Source organism: Collinsella sp. i06-0019-1H4 (assembly GCF_042849575.1).
Lineage (GTDB): Bacteria > Actinomycetota > Coriobacteriia > Coriobacteriales > Coriobacteriaceae > Collinsella.
This window is the reverse complement of record NZ_BAABYB010000001.1, coordinates 33007-51769: the sequence shown is the minus strand read 5'-3', so window position 1 is coordinate 51769 and position 18763 is coordinate 33007. Positions and strand designations below refer to the sequence as shown.

The window sequence follows — 18763 nt, the reverse complement described above, 5'->3', positions numbered from 1 at the left end:
TCTCAATCTGTAACATCTAGAGCCGTTTTGACTGGCTTGGTGTTACAGATTGAGATTTTGCTGAGGCCGAGAACGAGAGCCGTCACCCAGCTCTAATGCTTGCGGCGCTTGGTCGCGGCGAGGCCGGCGGCGGCTACGGTTGCGCCGGCGACGCCTAGGGCGGCGACCGTCATCGCGGTGGTATCCCCCGTGGTAGCCAGGACAGCATCGCCCTTCTTGGCCTGCGTGGTTTTCTCAACCGTCTTGGCCGTGGTGGTTGTCGTGACCGGTTTAGCCGCGGGCTTGGTCTCGGGCTTCACCTCGGGCTTGGGCTCAGGCTTGACCTCAGGCTGCGGCGCGGGCTTTTCGGGGTCGACCGGAGCCGGCGTGGCCTCGGGCGTAAACGTCAGATCGGTGTTGAGCCACAGAGTGAAGATACAGCCGCTCTCGGGATCAACTACACTCGCTTCGCCCATCTGGTAGCCGCACTCCTGGCCGTTGATCACCAGCTTGGTGTTGGGCGTAAAGTAGAATCCGCGCGCGGGCTTGAGGTAGATACCGTAGCGATAGGTCACGCCAGGCTTAAAGGCGTCGATGTGGTTCGTGATGTTCTGATCCCAGAACTTCTGAGAGTTCACTTCGCTGCCGTCGCTACCCGTCCAGTACTCACACTGAGGAAGGGAGTTGGAGCCCGTCGGAACATTCGCCGTAAAGACCGGCTTATCGCCCGCCTTGAAGGTGGTCGTGGCGCCGTTGATCTCTATAACGTCGATGGCACGCCATTCGTCGATCGGCTGCTCGCACAGCATATTGTCAGCGTTTGGCGCGAAGACGCCGTTGACGGTCTTAATGTGGTGCACCCAATGACCGTTGACGTTCATATTGCAGTCATCGGCCACGGTATTGTCGCCCTTGAGCCTCAGCTCAACGGAGTACATGTAGAACTTGCCCTCTTCGAAGTGGTCAATCTTCTTCATGCCCGGCGTGTACTTTGCGGGATCGGAATACCAGAAGGCAACGGGTACCGACTCCCCGGATTCCATATCGAGCTCCATCTCTTCCCAGCACTCATAGGCGATCTCGTACTTGTCGGCATCGGCGGCAGGAATCGTCGCGGTCGCACGCGGCGCCTCGCCGGGCGCATAGTCGGTTTTCACATCGTTGACGTCCAGGTTATGGAGGGCTTCGTTTTCTGACGCAACAAGCGTAATCTTGCGATTGATGGCGTAGCGGAGGTAATAATCGTACCTGGTTTCGTTGAGGATAGTCGAGCTGCCTTCATAGTCAGTTCCGGTATACTCCAGTGCCGCGCCAATATAGAGAGCCTCATTGCGCGTGAGTCGATACGAACCGCCTGCCGCGCCACCCGTAAAGGTCAGCGTCAGCCTCATGTGATCGCCAACAGGCTCAAAGTGAGCCGTCACGTCGGACATGGACGCATCCTGAACTTCGACCAGAGTGCCCGAAGCGGCATCGGCCCTGTAGTACTTAACCTCGACGACTTCGCTCGCAAGCGCTTCTGGAATGCCACCCTCAACATCGGGAAAATCATAGGTATACGACTGGCCCTTTTCGAGTGTGACATTGCTCGGAAGCGCGCAGTCCGTGTAGCGGGGAACCACGGTCGTATTGACCCTAACGTCGCTGCCGCCAACAACATCGGTCACACCGCAGGGCATGATGGCGTTGCTCGCCGGCATGGCGGCGTTGTCGTCGCCAGAAGCGTTTTGCCCAGCGAGCGCAGCACCGCTAGACTCATTGGCGGCATCGGCTGGGATTGTCTGCTGAGGCTCAACGGTGGCTTGCGCCGCCGGAGCGGCATCGGTTGCAGGCGCGGTCGAAGCAGCTGGTGCGGTCGTTGCAGCCGTATCCTCCGCAACCGTCGGCGTCACCGGAGCCGCGGCAACCTCATCCGTCCCAGCGGCGGGATCGGCGCATTCCGTCGCCAGCGCCACGCTCGGCAGCAGCAACTGACCGACCATAAGCGCACACGCGCCGGCGCAAGCGATTTTGGCACCCACACAACGCCAAGTACCGTGAACCAGCGAGCAGGTGCGCTCACGCTGAGTTTGCTTATCGAAGTGACTTCCGTTCATAACGGCCTCCTTGGTCGTAGGGGCATACCGCCACAAAGGTGCCTGTCCCCTTTGCGGTGGTTCTGTACCACCAAGATGTGCCAAATGACTCCGTATGCCTAGGTTCGTAGATGTGAACCTAGGCCTCTACCTGCGGTTTAATTCAATATGATTTCGCCATCGCCACACTCGTCCCGGGAACGCTACAATCGAGGACACGATTATTCGTCCACCCAAAGGACCGTCCTTGAACCTGAGCAGGTCTAAAATCAACGCGCTTCTGGCGCTCGCGCTCTTCACCTTCGCCTTCCTTGCCGCCGAGTTTCGCTTCGATATCAATATCGGGCTACTCGCCGGCGCCGAGCGCGTTGTGCTCGCACAGGGCTTTATTCTGGGCGCGAGCGTGCTCGGCTTTATCGGGTACGCTCCGTTGCTTGAGCACGCGCAGCACAAAGGCCAGCCTCAGGCAGTTGTCAGTGCCGCCGTCCCCATCGCCATCTTGGGGTTGACTCAGATTCAGTCCCCCACGAGCCCGCTTGCGCTCGAGATTCTGGGATGCCTCGCATTCCTCGGGCTCGGCCTGCTGGGCGCCGCCACCCACCACGCCTTTTCGTTGACATTCCAGGATGACCCCAAGCTCGCCACCGGCGCAGGAGCGGCCTATGCTGCGGGCATCCTGATGCAGTTCGCCATCAACCTGCTCGATTGCGGCGGCATCGCAGAGCTCATCGTCCTTGGCACAGCGACTATCGCCATCTCCGTCCTCAGCGTCGTTCCCCAAAAGGCCGCCGAGAACTCCAGCCCCACCATCAATCCCTTTGCCGAGCCCTCGCACGCCCTCGCCAAGCAGGCGTGCTGGAGTATCGCGCTCGTCATGATTCTCGCCTGCCTGTTCTCGACCCTCGACAACGTGGTCACGCTCTCCAACGCCCACGGCACCATCGCCGTACAGACCTGGCCGCGCCTCTTTTTGGCGGCGAGCGGTCTCGTCGCCGGTATCGTCTTTGATCTTGCCGAGCGTCGCTACATGGGACTTGTCATGCTCGGCATCGCCGCGCTCTCGACCATTTCCATCCTGGCCGTGGAGGCCGGCGCCGATCCCAACCTGGGCCTTGTCGTCTTTTATCTGAGTTCGGGCTTTTTTGTCACGTTCTTTACCGCCACGTTTACGCAGCTGGCGCCGCGCATGCATACGCCCGCACTGTGGGCTGGCATGGGCCGCGCAGCCAACAACGTGTGTGCGTTCACTACGTCGGGCATCTCGCTGGCACTTGTGACCTCGGGCAATGTCGCCCTCATCATGATCGGCGCGCTCATGCTGCTTGTGGCGGCGAGTGTGGCGTTTGTAGCCGCGGGCCTGTTCCGCCTGCCCCAAACCGAGCAGGAGCGCGAGCGCGAGCAGCTGGCAGAAGAAGCACTCGCCGCCCCCACCATCGAGGAGCAACGCCAGGCCTTCATCGCCAACCACGCTCTCACCCCGCGCGAAGTCGACGTGCTCATAGCCGTGACCCAGGATGAACGCCCGCTCAAGCAGGTTGCCGAGGAACTCGGTATCTCGATGCGCATGGTGCAGCGCCACCTGAGCTCTATCTACCAAAAGACCGACACGCAAACGCGCGCCGGTCTCACCAAAGCCTTCCCCTCGGCCTAAAACAAAAACCATCACAAAGGTGCCTGTCCCCTTTGTGGTGGTTATTGATCGGCTAGCCTTCGAGCTGCGCTACCTTGTAGCGGTAGGCAGCGGCGATGACATCTTTGCAGCCCTCGCGGCCCAGCTTGGCGCGGTTGACGACGATGTCCTTGCCACTCGTCATCTTCCACTTTCCGGCGCTGTAGCGCTTATAGAACGCCTCGCGCGCCTTCTGCTGCTGCTTGACCAGCTTGGCGCCCTTCTTTTTGTTAAGGCCGCGCTTCTTGCGCACGATCTCGACGCGGTCCTCAAAGGGTGCGGTCACCAACACGGCAATGTGGTTGGGATTGTTACGCAGCAGGTAATCGGACAGACGGCCTTCGATAATGCAGCTCTCGGTCTCGCCCAGATCCAAAATCACCTGGCTCATCTTTTGGAACAACTTGTCCGAGTACGAACGTGCATCGTAGCGGTCGGGCAGAAACGCCATATTCTCCACGGCCAGGCGCTCGTCGTAGGCAGCCATCTTGTCGAGCGACTCGCCCGCGCGCAGCGACGCACGCACCAGCAGCTCGTTGTCATACAGCGGAATCCCCAACTCGTCGGCAAGTATGCGTCCGATCTCGTGACCCTCGGCACCAAAATCGCGCGCGATGGTAATGACCACAGGACTCTTCTTGTTCTCCAGATCGCTCATCGCGATTCCTTTCTAACAAATGGGAAAAGGACTGTTTATCTCTTATTCCCACGATACCGTACCTGGGTTTTCCTGGTGCCCAAGATTGGCCTGAAAGAGGAGCGACGCGTACTTTGGTACGCGAGCGACGGTTTGAAGGCCAAGGTTGGGTGCCAGGAAAAGCCAGGCTATGCGGCTACGATGCGGCGTTGGTATGCGCGAACCAGCAGCGAAATACCAAAGTTGAGCACAAAGTACATCGCAAACACCAGGCCGTAGAGCATAAGCACCTGCGACAGGTCGATCGCGTGGGCCATCACGACGTTTGCCGTGTACATGAGCTCGGCCACGTTAATGCCCGAAAGATACGAGCTGTCCTTAATGACGGTCGTGCACTGGCTAAACAGCGCCGGAATGATCGTCTTAAACGTCTGCGGCAGAATGATGTAGCGCATGGTGGCAAAGAAGCCGAAGCCCTGGCTCTGCGCTGCCTCAAACTGGCCGCGCGGAATCGAGTTGAGGCCGCCGCGCACAATCTCGGCCATAACAGCGCTGGTAAACAGCGTAAAGGCGATGGTCGAGATCACAATGTCCAAACCCTGCACCGTAAAGTAGATAAACAGAATCCACAGCAGGTTCGGCGTGCAACGGAACAGCTCGATATAGGCGCTCACCAAAATACGGAACGGGCGGGGCGCATAGCTTTTAACAAGCGCCAGCACCGTGCCAAAGATGAGCGAGAAAAAGATCGACAGCGCCGAGATCTCGATGGTCTTAACAAAGCCGCCCCAAATGTAGAGCAGGTTGGTCGCGTTGAAGATTTCCATGCGCTAGGCCTCCTCTACGTTGTCGAGCCCCAGCTCGGCCAAGCTCACACCGCGCGGACGCTCCTTGGAGCGACGCTCGAGCCACTGCACCAGCATGGCGAGCGGAAAGCAGATGATGAAGTACATAAGGCAGCAGACGATGTATCCCTGCAGGTAACCGTACAGACTCACAAAGTTGTCGGAACGGTACATAAGGTCGCCGCCGGCCACGAGCGCCAGCACCGACGTGTTCTTGACCAGGTTGAGCGCCTGGTTACACAGCGGCGGCAGAATGATCTTGAACGTCTGGGGCAGCACGATGTACCAGTACGCCTGCGCACGGGTAAAGCCCTGGCTCTGGGCCGCCTCCATCTGACCGCGCGGAACCGCCTCGATACCAGTGCGGATGACCTCCGAAATGTAGGCCGCGTGATACAGGCCCACACCCAAGAAGCCCAGCACGAACGGCGCGATGCGCACCGGCTGGTCGGCACCGGTTATGGCCTGCAAAAACTGCGGACCGGCCATGTACATAAAGAGCACCTGCACGGGCAACGGGGTGTTCTGGTAAAACTCCACGTACACGCGGCTTATGGCGCGCAGCACGCGCGAGCGAGTGGTAGAGAACACGCCCAGCAGCGTGCCCAGCACCAGCGACAGCAGCAGACCGGCAACGACCACTTGCAGCGTCACGCCAAAGCCCTCCCAGAAGGGCCCCATGTTTTGAAATGTCGTCGACCAACGGTCGGCGTCAAATAATCCTTCGAGCATTTGATTCCTTCCTTGGACGATGCGCCTATACAAGACCCCAGGTCTTGACCTCTTGGTCGAGCCAGCCATCGGCCAGGCGATCGCAAATCACCTGATCGACCACGGCCGAAAGGTCGCAGCCCTTCTTGGTCGCCACGCCGTAGCCTTGCTCGCCAAACTTGACCTCGGGCTGCAACAGCTCAACGGTCTCGTTCATGTAACCGGCCAGCGTAGAGCGGTCCATGGCAAAGACGTCGATATTGCCGGCGTCGAGCGAACTCTTGATGATGGGGTAGCCGCTAAAGGCCCTAAACTCGGGCTTGCAGCTAAAGCCGTTGTCCTTGATCATCTGCTCGATCAGACCCTGCGTGGTAGCACCCTGGCTCACGCCGATGATCTTGCCGTCCAGGTCCTCAATCGAGGTAAAGCCCGAACGCTTCTTGACCATGAGTCCCACGTAGTCGGTGCGGTACGGCGTCGAGAAATCCCAGCTCTTCTTGCGCTCGTCGGTGATGGTGTAGGTCGCAGCGACCACGTCGAGTTGGCCGTTATCGATCAGCGGACCGCGTGTCTTGGGCGTTACGTCGGTAAACTCGACAAGCTCCTGGGCGCGGGCCTCCTTATAGCTCACGCCAAAGACGGCAGCGGCGATCTGGTAGCACAAATCGACTTCCATGCCCTCAAAGCGACCCTTGGCGGTGTCGTAATAGCCATAGCCGGGAACGTCCTTCTTAACGCCGGCATTCAGATGGCCACGCGACTTGATGGCCACAAGCTTAGAGCCCTTGTCGGAGCCCTCGCCGCTGGTGGAGTTGCCGCAACCGGTAAGCGCGGTCCCCGTCAGCGCAAGCATGCTGGCGCCAGCCAGCTGCAAAAAGTGACGGCGCGACACGGCCGCCCTCGTCATATCCGTCATGTCCATCACCGCGCCTAGTGCAGAATCTTGGACAGGAACTCACGGCAGCGCGGGTTCTCGGGGTTATCGAAGAAGTGCTCGGGCGTGCCCTCCTCCAGGATGCGGCCGTCCTCCATAAAGATGACGCGGTCGGCCACCTGGCGCGCAAAGCCCATCTCGTGCGTCACGCAGATCATGGTGATGTCCTCCTGCGCGAGCTCAATCATAACGTCCAGAACCTCCTGGACCATCTCGGGGTCGAGCGCCGAGGTCGGCTCGTCAAACAGGATGATGGGCTGCTTGGTGCACAGGGCACGGGCGATGGCGATGCGCTGCTGCTGACCGCCCGAGAGATTCTGCGGATACTCGCCGGCCTTATGCGCCATGCCGACGCGCTTGAGCGCGGCGATGGCGATCTCGGTCGCCTCCTCCTTGCTCTTCTTTTGCAGCTTGATGGGCGCGAGCGTCAGGTTGCCCAGCACCGTCATGTTGGGATACAGGTTGAACTGCTGGAACACCATGGAACTATACTTGCGAGCCATCTCCAGGTGATTCTTTTTGGTGAGCGGCGTACCGTCGATGACGACCTCGCCCGATGTGGGCTCCTCCAGATAATCGACGCAACGGATGAGCGTCGACTTACCCGAACCGGAAGGCCCGATCATTACGAGCTTCTCGCCGCGCTTGACGGTGAGATTGATATCTTTGAGCACATGCAGGTCGCCAAAGTACTTGTTGAGATGCTTGATCTCGATCATGTCTGCCATGAATGTCCCTTCCCTGCGTTTACACGAGTTGAACTATTGTACGGAAAGAACCACGTTTCCGCAGCCCACGCTACATTCCCGTAAAGAACCCGCAACCTTCCACCCACTCATTGGGGACAGACTTAAATGAGTACCCGCTCATTGGGCACTCATTTAAGTCTGTCCCCAATGAGCGCTAAAATAATACAACCGCCCTTGTTGAGCATAAGTCAGCGAAAACCCGTACACGCGAGCAAGGTGACGTGAAATGAAAGGGCACAGACCTTATGGTCGCGCCCTTGAAATTGAACGTCAGATTGCCGCGTGTACGGGTTTGCAGCGTCGAGCCGTTACGCGGTTTGGTAAAACCGCGTAACAAATTACGCAAGTTTGGCGCCGACGATCTTTGCCGCGGCAGGCTTATCGAAATTGCCACCGGTGGCCATGCCGAGTGCTCCCATGACCTGGCCCATCTGCTTCTTGGACGTGGCGCCCAGCTCAGCGATGACCTGCTCGATCAGAGCCTCGAGCTCCTCGCCCGAAACCTGCGCGGGCAGCAGGCTCTCCAGGATCTTGACCTGCTCGGTCAGGTTGTCGGTACGCTCCTGGTCGGTACCGGCCTTAATGGACATCTCCAGCGTCTCGCTCGTCTGCTTAATCAGACGCTTGATCATGCTGTTGACGTCTTCCTCGGTCACGTCGCGGCGCTCGTTAACCTCGATATTCTTCACCTCGGCCTTGACCTGGCGAATGATAGACAGGCGAACCTTGTCCTTGGCCTTCATGGCCGCAATCATTTCCTTCTGCAGTTCTTCGTTGGTCATCTGCAAATCCTCCTCAATAGTGCGGTCGGCACTCGCACGAGCGCCGCCCCATGATTACTTAGTCGTCGACGAATCGTCGGTCGAACTCTTGGTGACGCCCTTTAGACTCACGTTATAGGGTACGTCCTTGGGCATGGGGTTGACGGTAATGTCGGCGTCCTTCTTGTACTGCTCCAGCCACTCGCTGTATGCAGTGCTGGCCGCCTGCGTCTTCACCACGTTGGAGATGTACTTCTTGATGTCCTTGGGCACCTGCTTAATGTCATCGACCTGATTATCGACATGGAAGTAGTCGGTGCACTTGATGATGTGATAACCATAGGTCGACTCGACGACGTCGCTCACATCGCCCTTGTTTAGTCCCTCGAGCGCCGCCTGGTAGCTGTCGACGAAGGTGGTGAGCTTGTCCCAGCCCACATCGCCCTTCTTCTCCTTGGAGCCGGTGTCATCGGAATACTGCTTCACGGCGTCCTCAAAGCTCAGTTCGCCGGAGTTGATTTTGTCCAGGCACTCCTGCGCCTTGGCCTTGGCGGCGGCCTTGTCCTCGTCAGATGCGTCGGAATCAACCTTGATCAGGATGTTCGACGAGCGGCGGGCATCGTTGTAGTTAGACAGGTTCTCGTTGATGTAATCGACGATCTCACTGTCCTTGGGCTTACTGGTGGGCGCCACGGCGTCCTTAAGCTTTTGCTGTGCCAGGTTCTCCTTGAGCGAGTCCTTGTAGGTGTCCTCGGTATAGCCGTAGGTCTTAAGGGTCTTCTTAAAGGCCTTGGCACCGCCCGCGCTCTTGCACGCGTCCTTCCATGCCTTCTCGACCTCCTCGTCCGACACCGTCACGCCGTTTTCCTTCTGCGCCTGCTGGAGCAGAATCTGCTGCGTGTAGGAATCGATGAGCTGCTTGCGGTACTTTTTGGGCGTCAGGTCGTTGTCGACCAGATACTGCGCCCAGTCCTTGTCCTTGGTGTAACCGTAGGACGTGCGCATGCTCATGATCTGCTTGGTCACGGTGTCCTCGGTGAGGTTGGTGCCGTTGATGGTGGCGGCGACACCGCCGGTAAGCTTGTAGCTCGAGGTATCCTCTGCCTGCGACATGAGACCGGAGCATGCCATGGCCGAGACGGAAAGCAGCATTGCCAGCACGCCGATAACCACCAGGACGATCTTGACGGTCTTAGACACGTACGTCTTGCGCTGCTTCTTACGAGAGCTGGAGGCAGCGCGAGCCTGCTGCTCGGGCGTCGGCGCGGCCTCGGAGTTCTTTTTCTTGTTTGCCATAGTTGGCCTTTCGCATCACGAATCGAACAAACGCCATTGTGTCACAACGCGGACCCCGCGACACACCTGGTGCATGGGGGACAGGTCAATCTGCACCATTTTGGTGCAAAGGGGGCTCTTCTGGCTGTCGGCAGTTAGGGACATTCCTTTTAATATGAGCAGGACATTGTCAAGAGGCAAAATCGGGCCTGGCCCCAACGATATGGGGTCAGGCCCTCTCCCTATATCAACCCGTCCGCGGCGACCTCGGCGTGTCTTACCGACGCTCGTCTTTGCAGTTTAATATCCGCCCGTGGCGATCTCTCGCTGGGCAATCCGTTGCTACGGCTGAGGCTTCTACGTCGAACCGACAGTCTGTGCACGCGTGTGGCGCCCTGGGCGCTCGCAGAAAAGGGACCTGAGGTTCGCCTCAACGGCTTCGGATCGAACCGCTTCCGGGGTGACTGGCTTATGTGCGGGGGGCCGCCCCCTACGCCTCCTCGGCCATGAGGCCGACCGCCCACACCCAGCAGGCGAGCTCGCGCGCCGTGGCGACGTTCGCTTTGTTGTTGTGGACCCCGCGCGCGAGCAGGGCCCCGCGCCTCTCGACCAGCCTCCGCACGCCCTTGGCGGCATGCCTCCGGGCGCCCCGGTCCGGGGCCTGGCCCTTGGCGAGGTCCTTCGGCCGCCCCGAGCACGTCAGGTAGTGCCACGCGGCCTCGACCAGCGTCTTCCTCAGGTGCTTGTTGCCGGCCTTGGTGATCGCGCCCCTTCGGTCGCTCTCCCCGCTGGAGTGCTCGGAGGGCGTCAGGCCGACCCACGCCGCGAACGAGCGGGCGTTCCTGAACCTCGAGAACTCGCCGGCCTCGAACACGAGGTCGGCGGCAGACGCGGTGTCGACGCCCTTGAGGCAGCGCAGGGAGTCGACCCTCCTCCTCCACCTGGGCTTGCGGGCCTCGGCCTCGACGAGCCCCTCGAGCCTCGACTTCTCCTCCGCCGCCCGCCTGACCGCGTCGACGTAGTAGGCGAGCACGTCGTTGTCGGCCCCCTCCGCGAACCTAATCGACTCGATCCAGGACCAGTGCGCCCGGGTCCAGTTCCCCTTCCTGCGGCCGGTGGGCGTCCTCTCGTCGAAGACGAGCCCGTGCCTGAGCAGGAACTTGGAGAGCCGCTGCTTCGAGCGCGAGAGGTCGTCCCTCGCGTCCTCGAGCGCCCTGGTCAGGTCGCGGGCGGCCTCGCACTCGTCGTCGGGGACCCACACCTCGACCACGCTGCCGACCGACAGCATGCGGGCGAGGAACTCGGCGTCGTTGCGGTCGTTCTTCCTGCGCCTGTCCGCGCTGGGCTTGATCATCTTCGAGACGGCGCCGACCACGCAGTCGACACCCAGGCCGGAGAGCCTCTTCTGGAGGTCGAACCCCGTGACCCCGGACTCGTACACGCACCTGGCCTTGGGGTCCACGGACCGGACCCACTCCGCGACGGCCGCGGCGTCGTAGCCGAAGGTCGCGCAGCGCACCTCCCCGGTCATGACGTCGAGGGAGACGGCCTTTATCGAGCGGGCGTGGACGTCGAGGCCGACGAAGGTGGTAGTATCGAGCATGGGAGCCCCTTCCATGAATGCGGCGTGGCCGCCACGGCTGGATTAGACACTCACCATTGTCGGCCTAATCCGCGGTCTTTCATGCCGGGGGCTCCCAATGTTTTTATGTCCTGCTCATATCGTCTCTGCCGGCAGTTGGGGACAGTCCCCAAGTGCCGGCCCTAAAAGTGGCGACGGATGGCGTCGACCATGCCCTGGCATGTGGTCTGGCCGAGCACATCGGCTGCGGCGGCGGCATCCATAAAGATATTCATAAGCGATTGCAGGGCCTCGACCTGGCCGCTCGGCTCGGCGATGCCCAGATTGATGATGATCTGCGCCGGCACGGGGGCACCCATGCCCGCCATTGCACTGAACACCACGGGCGCCGCGGGCTTTACCACCGCGATATAGGGCTTAGCCACAAATCCGGGATCGGTGTGCGGGATGGCGATGTTGGCCGCCGGCATGGCAAGACCCGTGGGATAGGCATCCTCGCGCGTGCGGACGGCATCGAGCCAATCGGGCGCAATGTAACCGCGAGGTGCAAGCTCGTCCTCGAGCCGAGCAAACACCTCATCCGGCGTCGCGCACTCCCAATCAAAAAACACCAGCTCGGGCGTAAACAGCGCTTCGTTATCCGCCATGCGCTCACCTCTCTCACCTAGTCACCTGCGACGTTCTTAAACGACCAGTCATTCAAGAACGTCCCCGATGACTACCCAAAACAAAAGGTGGCCACGCACGCCTTGGCGCCAATGACCACCCTGACCACTCAGCTAAATTGTACTGTGCGCCGCTAGCCGCGAGGCGCGTCAATTGCCACCTTGCCGCTCTCCAGCACGTGGACGCGGCCGTCGGCGAGCATCTGAACTACCTCGGGATACAGCACGTGCTCAATCGCGTGGATATGCTCCTCGAGCGTATCGACATCCCAATCTTCCTCGACAGCCAGCGCGCGCTGGGCGATGATGGGGCCGTTGTCGTAGATCTCGTTGGCAAAATGCACGGTCACGCCAGTTACCTTGACGCCGCGCGCAAAGGCATCGTCGATCGCATGCGCGCCGGTAAAGCTCGGCAGCAGCGCCGGATGCAAGTTGACCACGCGGTTGGGAAACGCCGCCAGCAGCGGCGTGTGCACCATGCGCATGTAGCCGGCCATGACCACATACTCGCAGCCGCGTTCGAGCAGCTCGTGCGCGATGATCTCGTCGGCGGCAATAGGGTCGGCGTAGACATCCTTGGACAGCGTGAGCGTCTGGATGCCCGCGCGCTCAGCGCGCTGCAAACCCTTAGCCGAAGGACGGCTCGACACCACAAGCTCAATCGAAGCGTTGAGCTTGCCGGCGGCGATCAGGTCGATCAACGCCTGCAGGTTGGTACCCGAACCGCTGATGAGCACGCCGATTTTGAGCGGCTCGGCCGTATCGGTGCCGGTCGGACGGGTATAGGACACAAAGTCCAGGCCCTTGGCGGCAGCCATCTGCTCGTTAGCGCTCATCGGAGTACACGACCTTACCGGAACCCTCGACGCACTCGCCCACGCGGAACGGCTTCTCGCCCAGCGCGACCAGGGCCTCGGTCACCGCGGCCTCGTCCTCGGGAGCGACGATCAGGCACAGGCCGACGCCCATGTTGAAGGTCCTGCATGCCTCGTTGGGCGCGAGCTCGGCCTGGCGCGACACGTAGGTGATGACGGGCGGAACATCCCAGCCCATCTCGGCACCGTTACGGGTGGCCACGGCGTCAACGTCGTCGGCAAGCGCGCGGTTGAGGTTCTCGGTAATACCGCCGCCAGTAATGTGGGCGATGGCGTGCACTGGAGCGCCGCCGCGGAGCAGCTCAAGAACCGGCTTGACGTAGATGCGCGTGGGGGCCAGCAGGGCGTCAGCCAGCGAAGCGCCACCGAGCTCCTCGAGCGGACGGCTCAGCTCCTCGGCCTTAGCGGCGGCCTCGGGCGTACCCGGCTTAATGCCGTCGACGCCGATGACCTTGCGCACGAGCGAGTAGCCGTTGGAGTGCACGCCGGTGGAAGGCAGGCCCAGGATCACATCGCCCGGGCGGACGTTTGCGGGGTCGAGCATCTTGGGACGGTCGACGACGCCCACGGTAAAGCCGGCAAGGTCGTAGTCGGCCGGAGCCATGACGCCCGGGTGCTCGGCCATCTCGCCGCCCACGAGCGCGCAGCCCGCGAGCTTGCAGCCGTCGGCCACGCCCTTGATGATCTTTGCCATGTGCTCGGCCTCGATGTGGCCGATGGCAACGTAGTCCAGGAAGAACAGCGGCTCGGCGCCCGAAGCCAAAATGTCGTTGACGCACATGGCGACCAGGTCCTGGCCCACCGTCTCGTGACGGTCCATGATCTGGGCGAGCACGAGCTTGGTGCCCACGCCGTCGGTACCGCTAATCAGAATCGGGTCTTCCATATCCTTAAGCGCGGCGGCCGAGAATAAGCCACCGAAGCCACCGATGCCGCCGATGACCTCGGGACGGTTGGTGTCCTTAACCATTTGCTTAATAGCGTCGACGGCGCGGCCGCCCTCAGCGGTATCGACGCCGGCATCCTCATACGTCACATGCTTGCTGTCGCTCATCTGAGCCTTCCTCTCCCACTACCGTGGCGCCGCGCGTGCGCCAAACGGTGCTCATAGTTGCGTTCATTTCGGCGCGCGCCATAACAGCACGCGCCGCCATATCAACAAAACAGCAGGTAAAACCTACCAAAATAAACCTGTCCCTACATGGCAGGTTTTAGGCCTCGCCGTGCTCCTCTTCCCAACTGCGGTCGTCGTATTTCTCGACCACGGCGTCGTCATCAACATGCAGCGGCTTGTCCAGGTTGCGGGGCTTAAAGCCCTCCATGAACTTGTCGCGGCCAAAGCTCTCGGGAATCGCCACGGGGTAGCGGCCGGTAAAGCACGCATCGCAGTAACCGCCTTTGGGCATGACCTTAAGCAGGCCCTCGACCGAAAGGAAGGCCAGCGAATCGGCGCCGATATACTCGCAAATCTCGTCGACCGTCTTGTTGGCGCTGATAAGCTGCGACTGCACGTCGGTATCGATACCGTAGAAGCATGGCCAGATGACCTCGGGCGAGTTGATGCGGATATGAATCTCCTTGGCGCCAGCGTTGCGCAGCATCTTGACGAGCTGCACCATGGTGGTGCCGCGCACGATGGAGTCGTCGATGACGACCAGGCGCTTGCCCTCGATGTTGTCGCGCAGCGGGTTAAGCTTCATGCGCACGCCCATGGCGCGCAACTCCTGCGTAGGCTCGATAAACGTACGGCCCACGTAACGGTTCTTGATAAGGCCCTCGCCAAAGGGAATGCCGCTCTCGTGCGAATAGCCCTCCGCAGGCGGCAGGCCGGAGTCGGGCACGCCGATGACCAGGTCGGCCTCGACGGGCTCTTCGTGTGCCAGCTGACGACCCATGTCGTAACGGCAGGCATAGACGCTCTTGCCGTTCATGATGGAGTCGGGGCGGGCAAAGTAGACCTGCTCAAAGATGCAGTTTGCGGGCTCTTCGGCTGCAGGCACGCCCTGCTCGGATACCAGACCCTCGGCGCTGATGCGCAAAATCTCGCCGGGACGGACGTCACGGACGTACTCGGCGCCCACGATGTCGAGCGCGCACGTCTCGGAGGCAACGACCCAGCCGCCGGCGCGCGTGACATGGACGGCGGAGTCGACCGTCGAGGCACCGTCTTGCGAGGGCAGCTGCGAAACAGAAGCGGCATCGGCCTGGTCCAGACCTTCGTCCACCAGCTTGCCCAGCACGAGCGGGCGAATGCCGTGCGGATCGCGGAATGCGTAGAGCGCCTGCTCGTTGATGAGCGTCATGGCGTAGCCGCCGCGCACGAGCTCCATGGTCTTGCGAATGCCCTCGCGCAGATGACCCGTGCGCTGGGTAAAGTAGCCGATAAGCTTGGTCGCGACCTCGGAATCCGAATTGGAGAGGAACGGCACGCCCAGCTCGATCAGCTGGCGGCGCAGCTCGTCGGTGTTGACGAGGGTACCGTTGTGAGCAAGCGCGATAATGACGCTGTTGATGGTGGAAAGATGCGGCTGCGAGGCTTCCCAGCTCTTGGCGCCGGCGGTGCCATAGCGCACGTGGCCCACGGCCAGCTGGCCGGAGAGCGTCGACAGGTCGGCGTTGGAGAACACACGGTCGAGCAGCCCCAGATCCTTGCGGACCATAACCGTGCCGCCGTCACCCACGGCGATTCCCGCCGATTCCTGGCCACGGTGCTGCAGCGCACGCAGGCCAAAGTACGTCAGTCGAGCCACATCGCGATCGGGCGCCCATACGCCGAAAATGCCACATTCCTCATGCAGCTGGTCGGAGTCCGGATCATACGTCGACATGGTCTTCACCTGTCCCGCGGCGCGCTCGGCCGCGCGGATGGTTTCTTGAGACATGGCATCCCCTCAGAGCCTCGTATTTTGGCGTTACCCGCCTTATTATACGCACGGCGCGACGCGCTCCCCAGCGCATGAGCAGCGCTTTTTAAAAGCCCACCGAGCTAATAATCAGTTTTGTTGCCAAACATTTATTTGGCTTCACGACGTGGGTGGCAGTGCCACGCCGACCCTCACTACGCCACGCTTCGCCCGCCGTTAGGACTTACATTGTTGCAATTGGGACGTTCGTCCTGTCTTTTGGCAGGTCGGCGGCGTATCCTTGTGCCTACAGCAAAACGAGAAAGGTTATGTATGGATCGAAACGAACTCGACCCCAGCGTCCCCAGCGCCACGGAGGTCAAGAAGATCCCCCTCATCATTAAGGTATACGCCGTCCTGTGCATCCTGTCCGGCGTGGGCACGCTCCCGTCGGTCGGCGCCTTTATGTGGCAGGTCATCACCGCACTCATCAACGGCAACGCCGCCGCCAAGCTCGGCGACAACACGCTCGTCGCGGTCGGACTAATTGTCGCCGGCATCATGCTCTCGGCTGCCAGTGCCGTCATCTTGATCATCTTTGGCCTGGACCTCATCAAGAACCAGCGCCGCAATGCCGCCCGTCTGTCCTATATCCTAATCGCGTTTACCGTCGTCGAGCTTTTGGTTGACGTGATGCTCCAGGGCATCGGGCCCTTCTTGCTGCGCCCTGCCATCCAGCTCGGCATCCTCGTCGCGCTTTCGGCCACCGTCGACCCCACACTGCGCCAGGAGCGCGAGCTGCAGCGCCGCCTGCAGGAGATGCTCGACCGCGACGCCGCCGCCGAGGGCATGCTCGGGCGCGATGAAACCGGCGAGGGCTACATCAAGCTCAACTACTTCAACCTGTTCTGGGTATTCTTTGTCTGCTGCGTGCTCGGCCTGGTCCTGGAGGATATCTGGCATATGACCGTCAATGATCCGGGTGTCTACCAGGACCGCGCCGGTATGCTGTTTGGCCCCTTCAGCCCCATCTACGGCTTTGGTGCCGTGCTCATGACCATGGTGCTCAACCGCTTCTATAAAAAGAACCCCATCATCATTTTCCTGGTGAGCGCCCTGCTCGGCGCCAGCTTTGAGGTGTTCGTGGGCTGGTTTATGCAGACCGCGTTTGGCGTGGTCTCGTGGAGCTACTCGCACATAACGCTGTTCGGTATGCCCGACCCGCTCGTGGTCCTCACGGGCGGACGCACCTGCACGGGCTTCGCCTGTCTGTGGGGCCTGGGTGGCCTCATCTGGATCAAGCTGCTGCTGCCGAGGCTGCTCAAGCTCATCAACATGATTCCGTGGAAGAGCCGCTACTCGGCTACCGTCATCTTTACCGTCATTATGCTGGTCGACGGCGTCATGACGCTGCAGTCGCTCGACTACTGGTACCAGCGCGTCAACGGCACGGAGCCGGATATTCCCGTCGCGCAGTTCTACGGCAAGTATTTCGATAATGAATACATGGAAAATCGCTTCCAGAGCATGACCATGAGCCCCAAGGACGCCACACGCGTATAGCGCTGGCGCTGCTGCAAGTCGGTTCCAACGGACAAGTAAGCCCGCTGGCAGTTCAATCTAACTGCCAGCGGGCTCTTGCTACAGATGGGCTCGAATCGATCGCAAAGCCCTATGCCTCGCGCTCTACCTCGTTCACGCATTCATTCTTGATGGTGCCGACAAGCGACTGCAGGGCATCGACCACGTGCGGACGAATGTCTCCGCCAATGAGCACGAGCATGATATCGTCGCCCACGGAAAGCTCGCCGCTCGCCAGCCACACGCGCACATAGCCGATGCCGGGCATCGCGCGCGTGGCTTCGATGGCAGACCGCACCTTTTCGGCGTCGTAGTCAAAGACCATGCCGCCCACCTTGTGGCCCGGCGCCACGCCACCGGTCTCAACTCCGCGCACCTCGGCCTTGGGCGTCGCACGCACCACACCGTTATGCGTCAGATACATACCGCACGCAGGCGCCGACGAATCGGCTTTGGCCTCGCGCAGCCAAGCATCAATCGAAGGCATCGTTTTGCCATTCTCGAGCATCATTTCCTCCTTTTACCGTCATCGAGCAGCTCATTTGGGACGGGGCTCTTTTAGCTACTCTTAACAATCTATTCCTCGACCGGCGTGAGCACCATGACGGCGCGCGTATTGCTAAATGACAGTGAGCGACAGGTCACGAGCGTCACGACCTTGGTTGCCGAAGCAGCGCGATCGCCTGCATCACTCGCCACTGCCGAAGCGCCGTCGAGCATCTCGGACAGGTAGTTCTTGAGCCCGTCGTCACCCTCAAAATTAGGCGTGCGCGCCTTGGCATACGTATCCTCGACGACCTTGGTCGCCAGCGGTCGCAGCTTATACGTTGCATCGCGCGTGATGTAATATACGTACTCGATGCTATCGAATGTCGCTTGGTCGGTGGTGTCCGAAATCACGTTGAACATCGACCCGTCATTCATGTGGTGGCCGTAGATCGTGGTCTGCTGGTCAACCATTCCCGGCGCGGTGTCATCGCTATCCAGGAAAATGGCCCCGGACGCATTGGCCGTACCGTCGAACAGCGTGTTGAGGTATTTGGAGTTGTTATTGGTCTGCACCACGGGATAGTTGATGTTGGTTCCCGGCGCGTAAATCCAACCCACAACCTCGGGATTTGTCTGGGCAAGTGCATCGAAGTCGATAATCGGCACGCCGCTGGCGTCCTTATCGCTTACATATTGCTTCTCGATTTTCTGGTACGAATCGCTTGCCTGCTTATAGCCAATCTGAGCATTGATAAAGATGGCAGCGGCGGCAACAATCAGGCCGATGCCGATGATGATGAGCAGAATGGGGATGATGGAGCGGCGTTTCTTGCGCGGCGGCTCGGTGTAGCTGGACGGAGCGCCGCTCAGTTGCCTCGTCGTCCGGGTCCGCTTCTTTGCCGTGCCATATGACGAGGGGCGATACGCAGCCGGCGTATCCTGACGGCGATGGGACGTCGGCGTTACGGGGCGCGGCGCACGAGCCTGTTGAGGAGAGGATGCCCGACCCTGCTGCATGGAGCGGGCCGATCCCGCCTTGGATGGATCGGGGATCTGAGAAGCCGAGAAACGTTTTCCCTGATAGTCGGACATG

At 60.7% G+C, this 18763-nt stretch carries 17 protein-coding genes; 2 read left to right on the top strand and 15 right to left on the bottom strand.

Features of this window, described 5'->3' with window-relative positions; translation table 11 throughout:
* Positions 1 to 92: 92 nt before the first annotated feature.
* The gene (locus tag ACGHEN_RS00235) at positions 93 to 2075 is read right to left on the bottom strand and encodes an LPXTG cell wall anchor domain-containing protein (protein WP_390396317.1); all 1983 of its coding nucleotides are present in this window, start codon (positions 2073 to 2075) and stop codon (positions 93 to 95) included.
* 226 nt (positions 2076 to 2301) lie between these two features.
* On the opposite strand from ACGHEN_RS00235, the gene ACGHEN_RS00230 reads away from it, so the two are divergent.
* On the top strand, positions 2302 to 3705 hold the full coding sequence (locus tag ACGHEN_RS00230; RefSeq protein ID WP_390396314.1) for a helix-turn-helix transcriptional regulator: 1404 nt from the start codon (positions 2302 to 2304) through the stop codon (positions 3703 to 3705).
* A 52-nt stretch (positions 3706 to 3757) separates the two neighbouring features.
* On the opposite strand, the gene ACGHEN_RS00225 is transcribed toward ACGHEN_RS00230, so the two are convergent.
* From ACGHEN_RS00225 to purF, 12 genes are all read right to left on the bottom strand, one after another.
* Positions 3758 to 4381: an AAA family ATPase gene (locus ACGHEN_RS00225; RefSeq protein ID WP_148331746.1), complete on the bottom strand. Its 624-nt coding sequence runs from the start codon at positions 4379 to 4381 to the stop codon at positions 3758 to 3760.
* Positions 4382 to 4548: 167 nt separating this feature from the next.
* A complete protein-coding gene (locus ACGHEN_RS00220) occupies positions 4549 to 5187 on the bottom strand; it encodes an amino acid ABC transporter permease (protein WP_055285379.1) in 639 nt (212 codons plus the stop codon).
* A gap of 3 nt (positions 5188 to 5190) precedes the next feature.
* On the bottom strand, positions 5191 to 5937 hold the full coding sequence (locus tag ACGHEN_RS00215) for an amino acid ABC transporter permease (protein ID WP_035136546.1): 747 nt from the start codon (positions 5935 to 5937) through the stop codon (positions 5191 to 5193).
* 25 nt (positions 5938 to 5962) lie between these two features.
* Entirely contained in the window at positions 5963 to 6838 is an 876-nt protein-coding gene (locus ACGHEN_RS00210; RefSeq protein ID WP_390396310.1) for a transporter substrate-binding domain-containing protein, read from the bottom strand.
* A gap of 8 nt (positions 6839 to 6846) precedes the next feature.
* A complete protein-coding gene (locus ACGHEN_RS00205; RefSeq protein WP_022094215.1) occupies positions 6847 to 7578 on the bottom strand; it encodes an amino acid ABC transporter ATP-binding protein in 732 nt (243 codons plus the stop codon).
* Between the two features lie 359 nt (positions 7579 to 7937).
* Positions 7938 to 8381, bottom strand: coding sequence for a GatB/YqeY domain-containing protein (locus tag ACGHEN_RS00200; protein ID WP_390396306.1), 444 nt, complete (start codon positions 8379 to 8381; stop codon positions 7938 to 7940).
* A gap of 54 nt (positions 8382 to 8435) precedes the next feature.
* Positions 8436 to 9656 (bottom strand): peptidylprolyl isomerase, encoded by a 1221-nt coding sequence (locus ACGHEN_RS00195; RefSeq protein ID WP_390396303.1) that lies wholly within the window; start codon positions 9654 to 9656, stop codon positions 8436 to 8438.
* A gap of 469 nt (positions 9657 to 10125) precedes the next feature.
* Complete coding sequence (locus ACGHEN_RS00190) at positions 10126 to 11238, bottom strand: IS110 family transposase (RefSeq protein WP_390396300.1); 1113 nt, start codon at positions 11236 to 11238, stop codon at positions 10126 to 10128.
* 161 nt (positions 11239 to 11399) lie between these two features.
* Positions 11400 to 11864: a PTS sugar transporter subunit IIA gene (locus ACGHEN_RS00185; protein WP_390396297.1), complete on the bottom strand. Its 465-nt coding sequence runs from the start codon at positions 11862 to 11864 to the stop codon at positions 11400 to 11402.
* A 152-nt stretch (positions 11865 to 12016) separates the two neighbouring features.
* A complete protein-coding gene (gene purN / locus ACGHEN_RS00180; protein ID WP_390396294.1) occupies positions 12017 to 12718 on the bottom strand; it encodes a phosphoribosylglycinamide formyltransferase in 702 nt (233 codons plus the stop codon).
* A complete protein-coding gene (gene purM / locus ACGHEN_RS00175; RefSeq protein ID WP_390396292.1) occupies positions 12708 to 13811 on the bottom strand; it encodes a phosphoribosylformylglycinamidine cyclo-ligase in 1104 nt (367 codons plus the stop codon). Before purM ends, purN begins: the two co-directional genes overlap by 11 nt.
* Before the next feature lie 157 nt (positions 13812 to 13968).
* Positions 13969 to 15639 (bottom strand): amidophosphoribosyltransferase, encoded by a 1671-nt coding sequence (gene purF / locus ACGHEN_RS00170; RefSeq protein ID WP_390396290.1) that lies wholly within the window; start codon positions 15637 to 15639, stop codon positions 13969 to 13971.
* Between the two features lie 294 nt (positions 15640 to 15933).
* On the opposite strand from purF, the gene ACGHEN_RS00165 reads away from it, so the two are divergent.
* A complete protein-coding gene (locus tag ACGHEN_RS00165; RefSeq protein WP_390396287.1) occupies positions 15934 to 17163 on the top strand; it encodes a putative ABC transporter permease in 1230 nt (409 codons plus the stop codon).
* Positions 17164 to 17272: 109 nt separating this feature from the next.
* Here the strand turns inward: ACGHEN_RS00165 and ACGHEN_RS00160 are convergent, their stop codons facing one another.
* Entirely contained in the window at positions 17273 to 17692 is a 420-nt protein-coding gene (locus tag ACGHEN_RS00160) for a molybdenum cofactor biosynthesis protein MoaE (protein WP_373205041.1), read from the bottom strand.
* Between the two features lie 65 nt (positions 17693 to 17757).
* A complete protein-coding gene (locus ACGHEN_RS00155; protein WP_390396284.1) occupies positions 17758 to 18762 on the bottom strand; it encodes a class B sortase in 1005 nt (334 codons plus the stop codon).
* Position 18763 lies beyond the last annotated feature (1 nt).

Excerpts from the sequence above, each read along its gene's own strand:
- ACGHEN_RS00155 (WP_390396284.1), bottom strand. The coding sequence starts at position 18,762 with ATGTCCGACTATCAGGGAAAACGTTTCTCGGCTTCTCAGATCCCCGAT.
- purN (WP_390396294.1), bottom strand. The coding sequence starts at position 12,718 with ATGAGCGCTAACGAGCAGATGGCTGCCGCCAAGGGCCTGGACTTTGTG.
- purF (WP_390396290.1), bottom strand. The coding sequence starts at position 15,639 with ATGTCTCAAGAAACCATCCGCGCGGCCGAGCGCGCCGCGGGACAGGTG.
- ACGHEN_RS00190 (WP_390396300.1), bottom strand. The coding sequence starts at position 11,238 with ATGCTCGATACTACCACCTTCGTCGGCCTCGACGTCCACGCCCGCTCG.
- ACGHEN_RS00220 (WP_055285379.1), bottom strand. The coding sequence starts at position 5,187 with ATGGAAATCTTCAACGCGACCAACCTGCTCTACATTTGGGGCGGCTTT.
- ACGHEN_RS00195 (WP_390396303.1), bottom strand. The coding sequence starts at position 9,656 with ATGGCAAACAAGAAAAAGAACTCCGAGGCCGCGCCGACGCCCGAGCAG.
- ACGHEN_RS00205 (WP_022094215.1), bottom strand. The coding sequence starts at position 7,578 with ATGGCAGACATGATCGAGATCAAGCATCTCAACAAGTACTTTGGCGAC.
- ACGHEN_RS00160 (WP_373205041.1), bottom strand. The coding sequence starts at position 17,692 with ATGATGCTCGAGAATGGCAAAACGATGCCTTCGATTGATGCTTGGCTG.
- ACGHEN_RS00225 (WP_148331746.1), bottom strand. The coding sequence starts at position 4,381 with ATGAGCGATCTGGAGAACAAGAAGAGTCCTGTGGTCATTACCATCGCG.
- ACGHEN_RS00235 (WP_390396317.1), bottom strand. The coding sequence starts at position 2,075 with ATGAACGGAAGTCACTTCGATAAGCAAACTCAGCGTGAGCGCACCTGC.
- ACGHEN_RS00200 (WP_390396306.1), bottom strand. The coding sequence starts at position 8,381 with ATGACCAACGAAGAACTGCAGAAGGAAATGATTGCGGCCATGAAGGCC.
- purM (WP_390396292.1), bottom strand. The coding sequence starts at position 13,811 with ATGAGCGACAGCAAGCATGTGACGTATGAGGATGCCGGCGTCGATACC.
- ACGHEN_RS00165 (WP_390396287.1), top strand. The coding sequence starts at position 15,934 with ATGGATCGAAACGAACTCGACCCCAGCGTCCCCAGCGCCACGGAGGTC.
- ACGHEN_RS00215 (WP_035136546.1), bottom strand. The coding sequence starts at position 5,937 with ATGCTCGAAGGATTATTTGACGCCGACCGTTGGTCGACGACATTTCAA.
- ACGHEN_RS00185 (WP_390396297.1), bottom strand. The coding sequence starts at position 11,864 with ATGGCGGATAACGAAGCGCTGTTTACGCCCGAGCTGGTGTTTTTTGAT.
- ACGHEN_RS00210 (WP_390396310.1), bottom strand. The coding sequence starts at position 6,838 with ATGGACATGACGGATATGACGAGGGCGGCCGTGTCGCGCCGTCACTTT.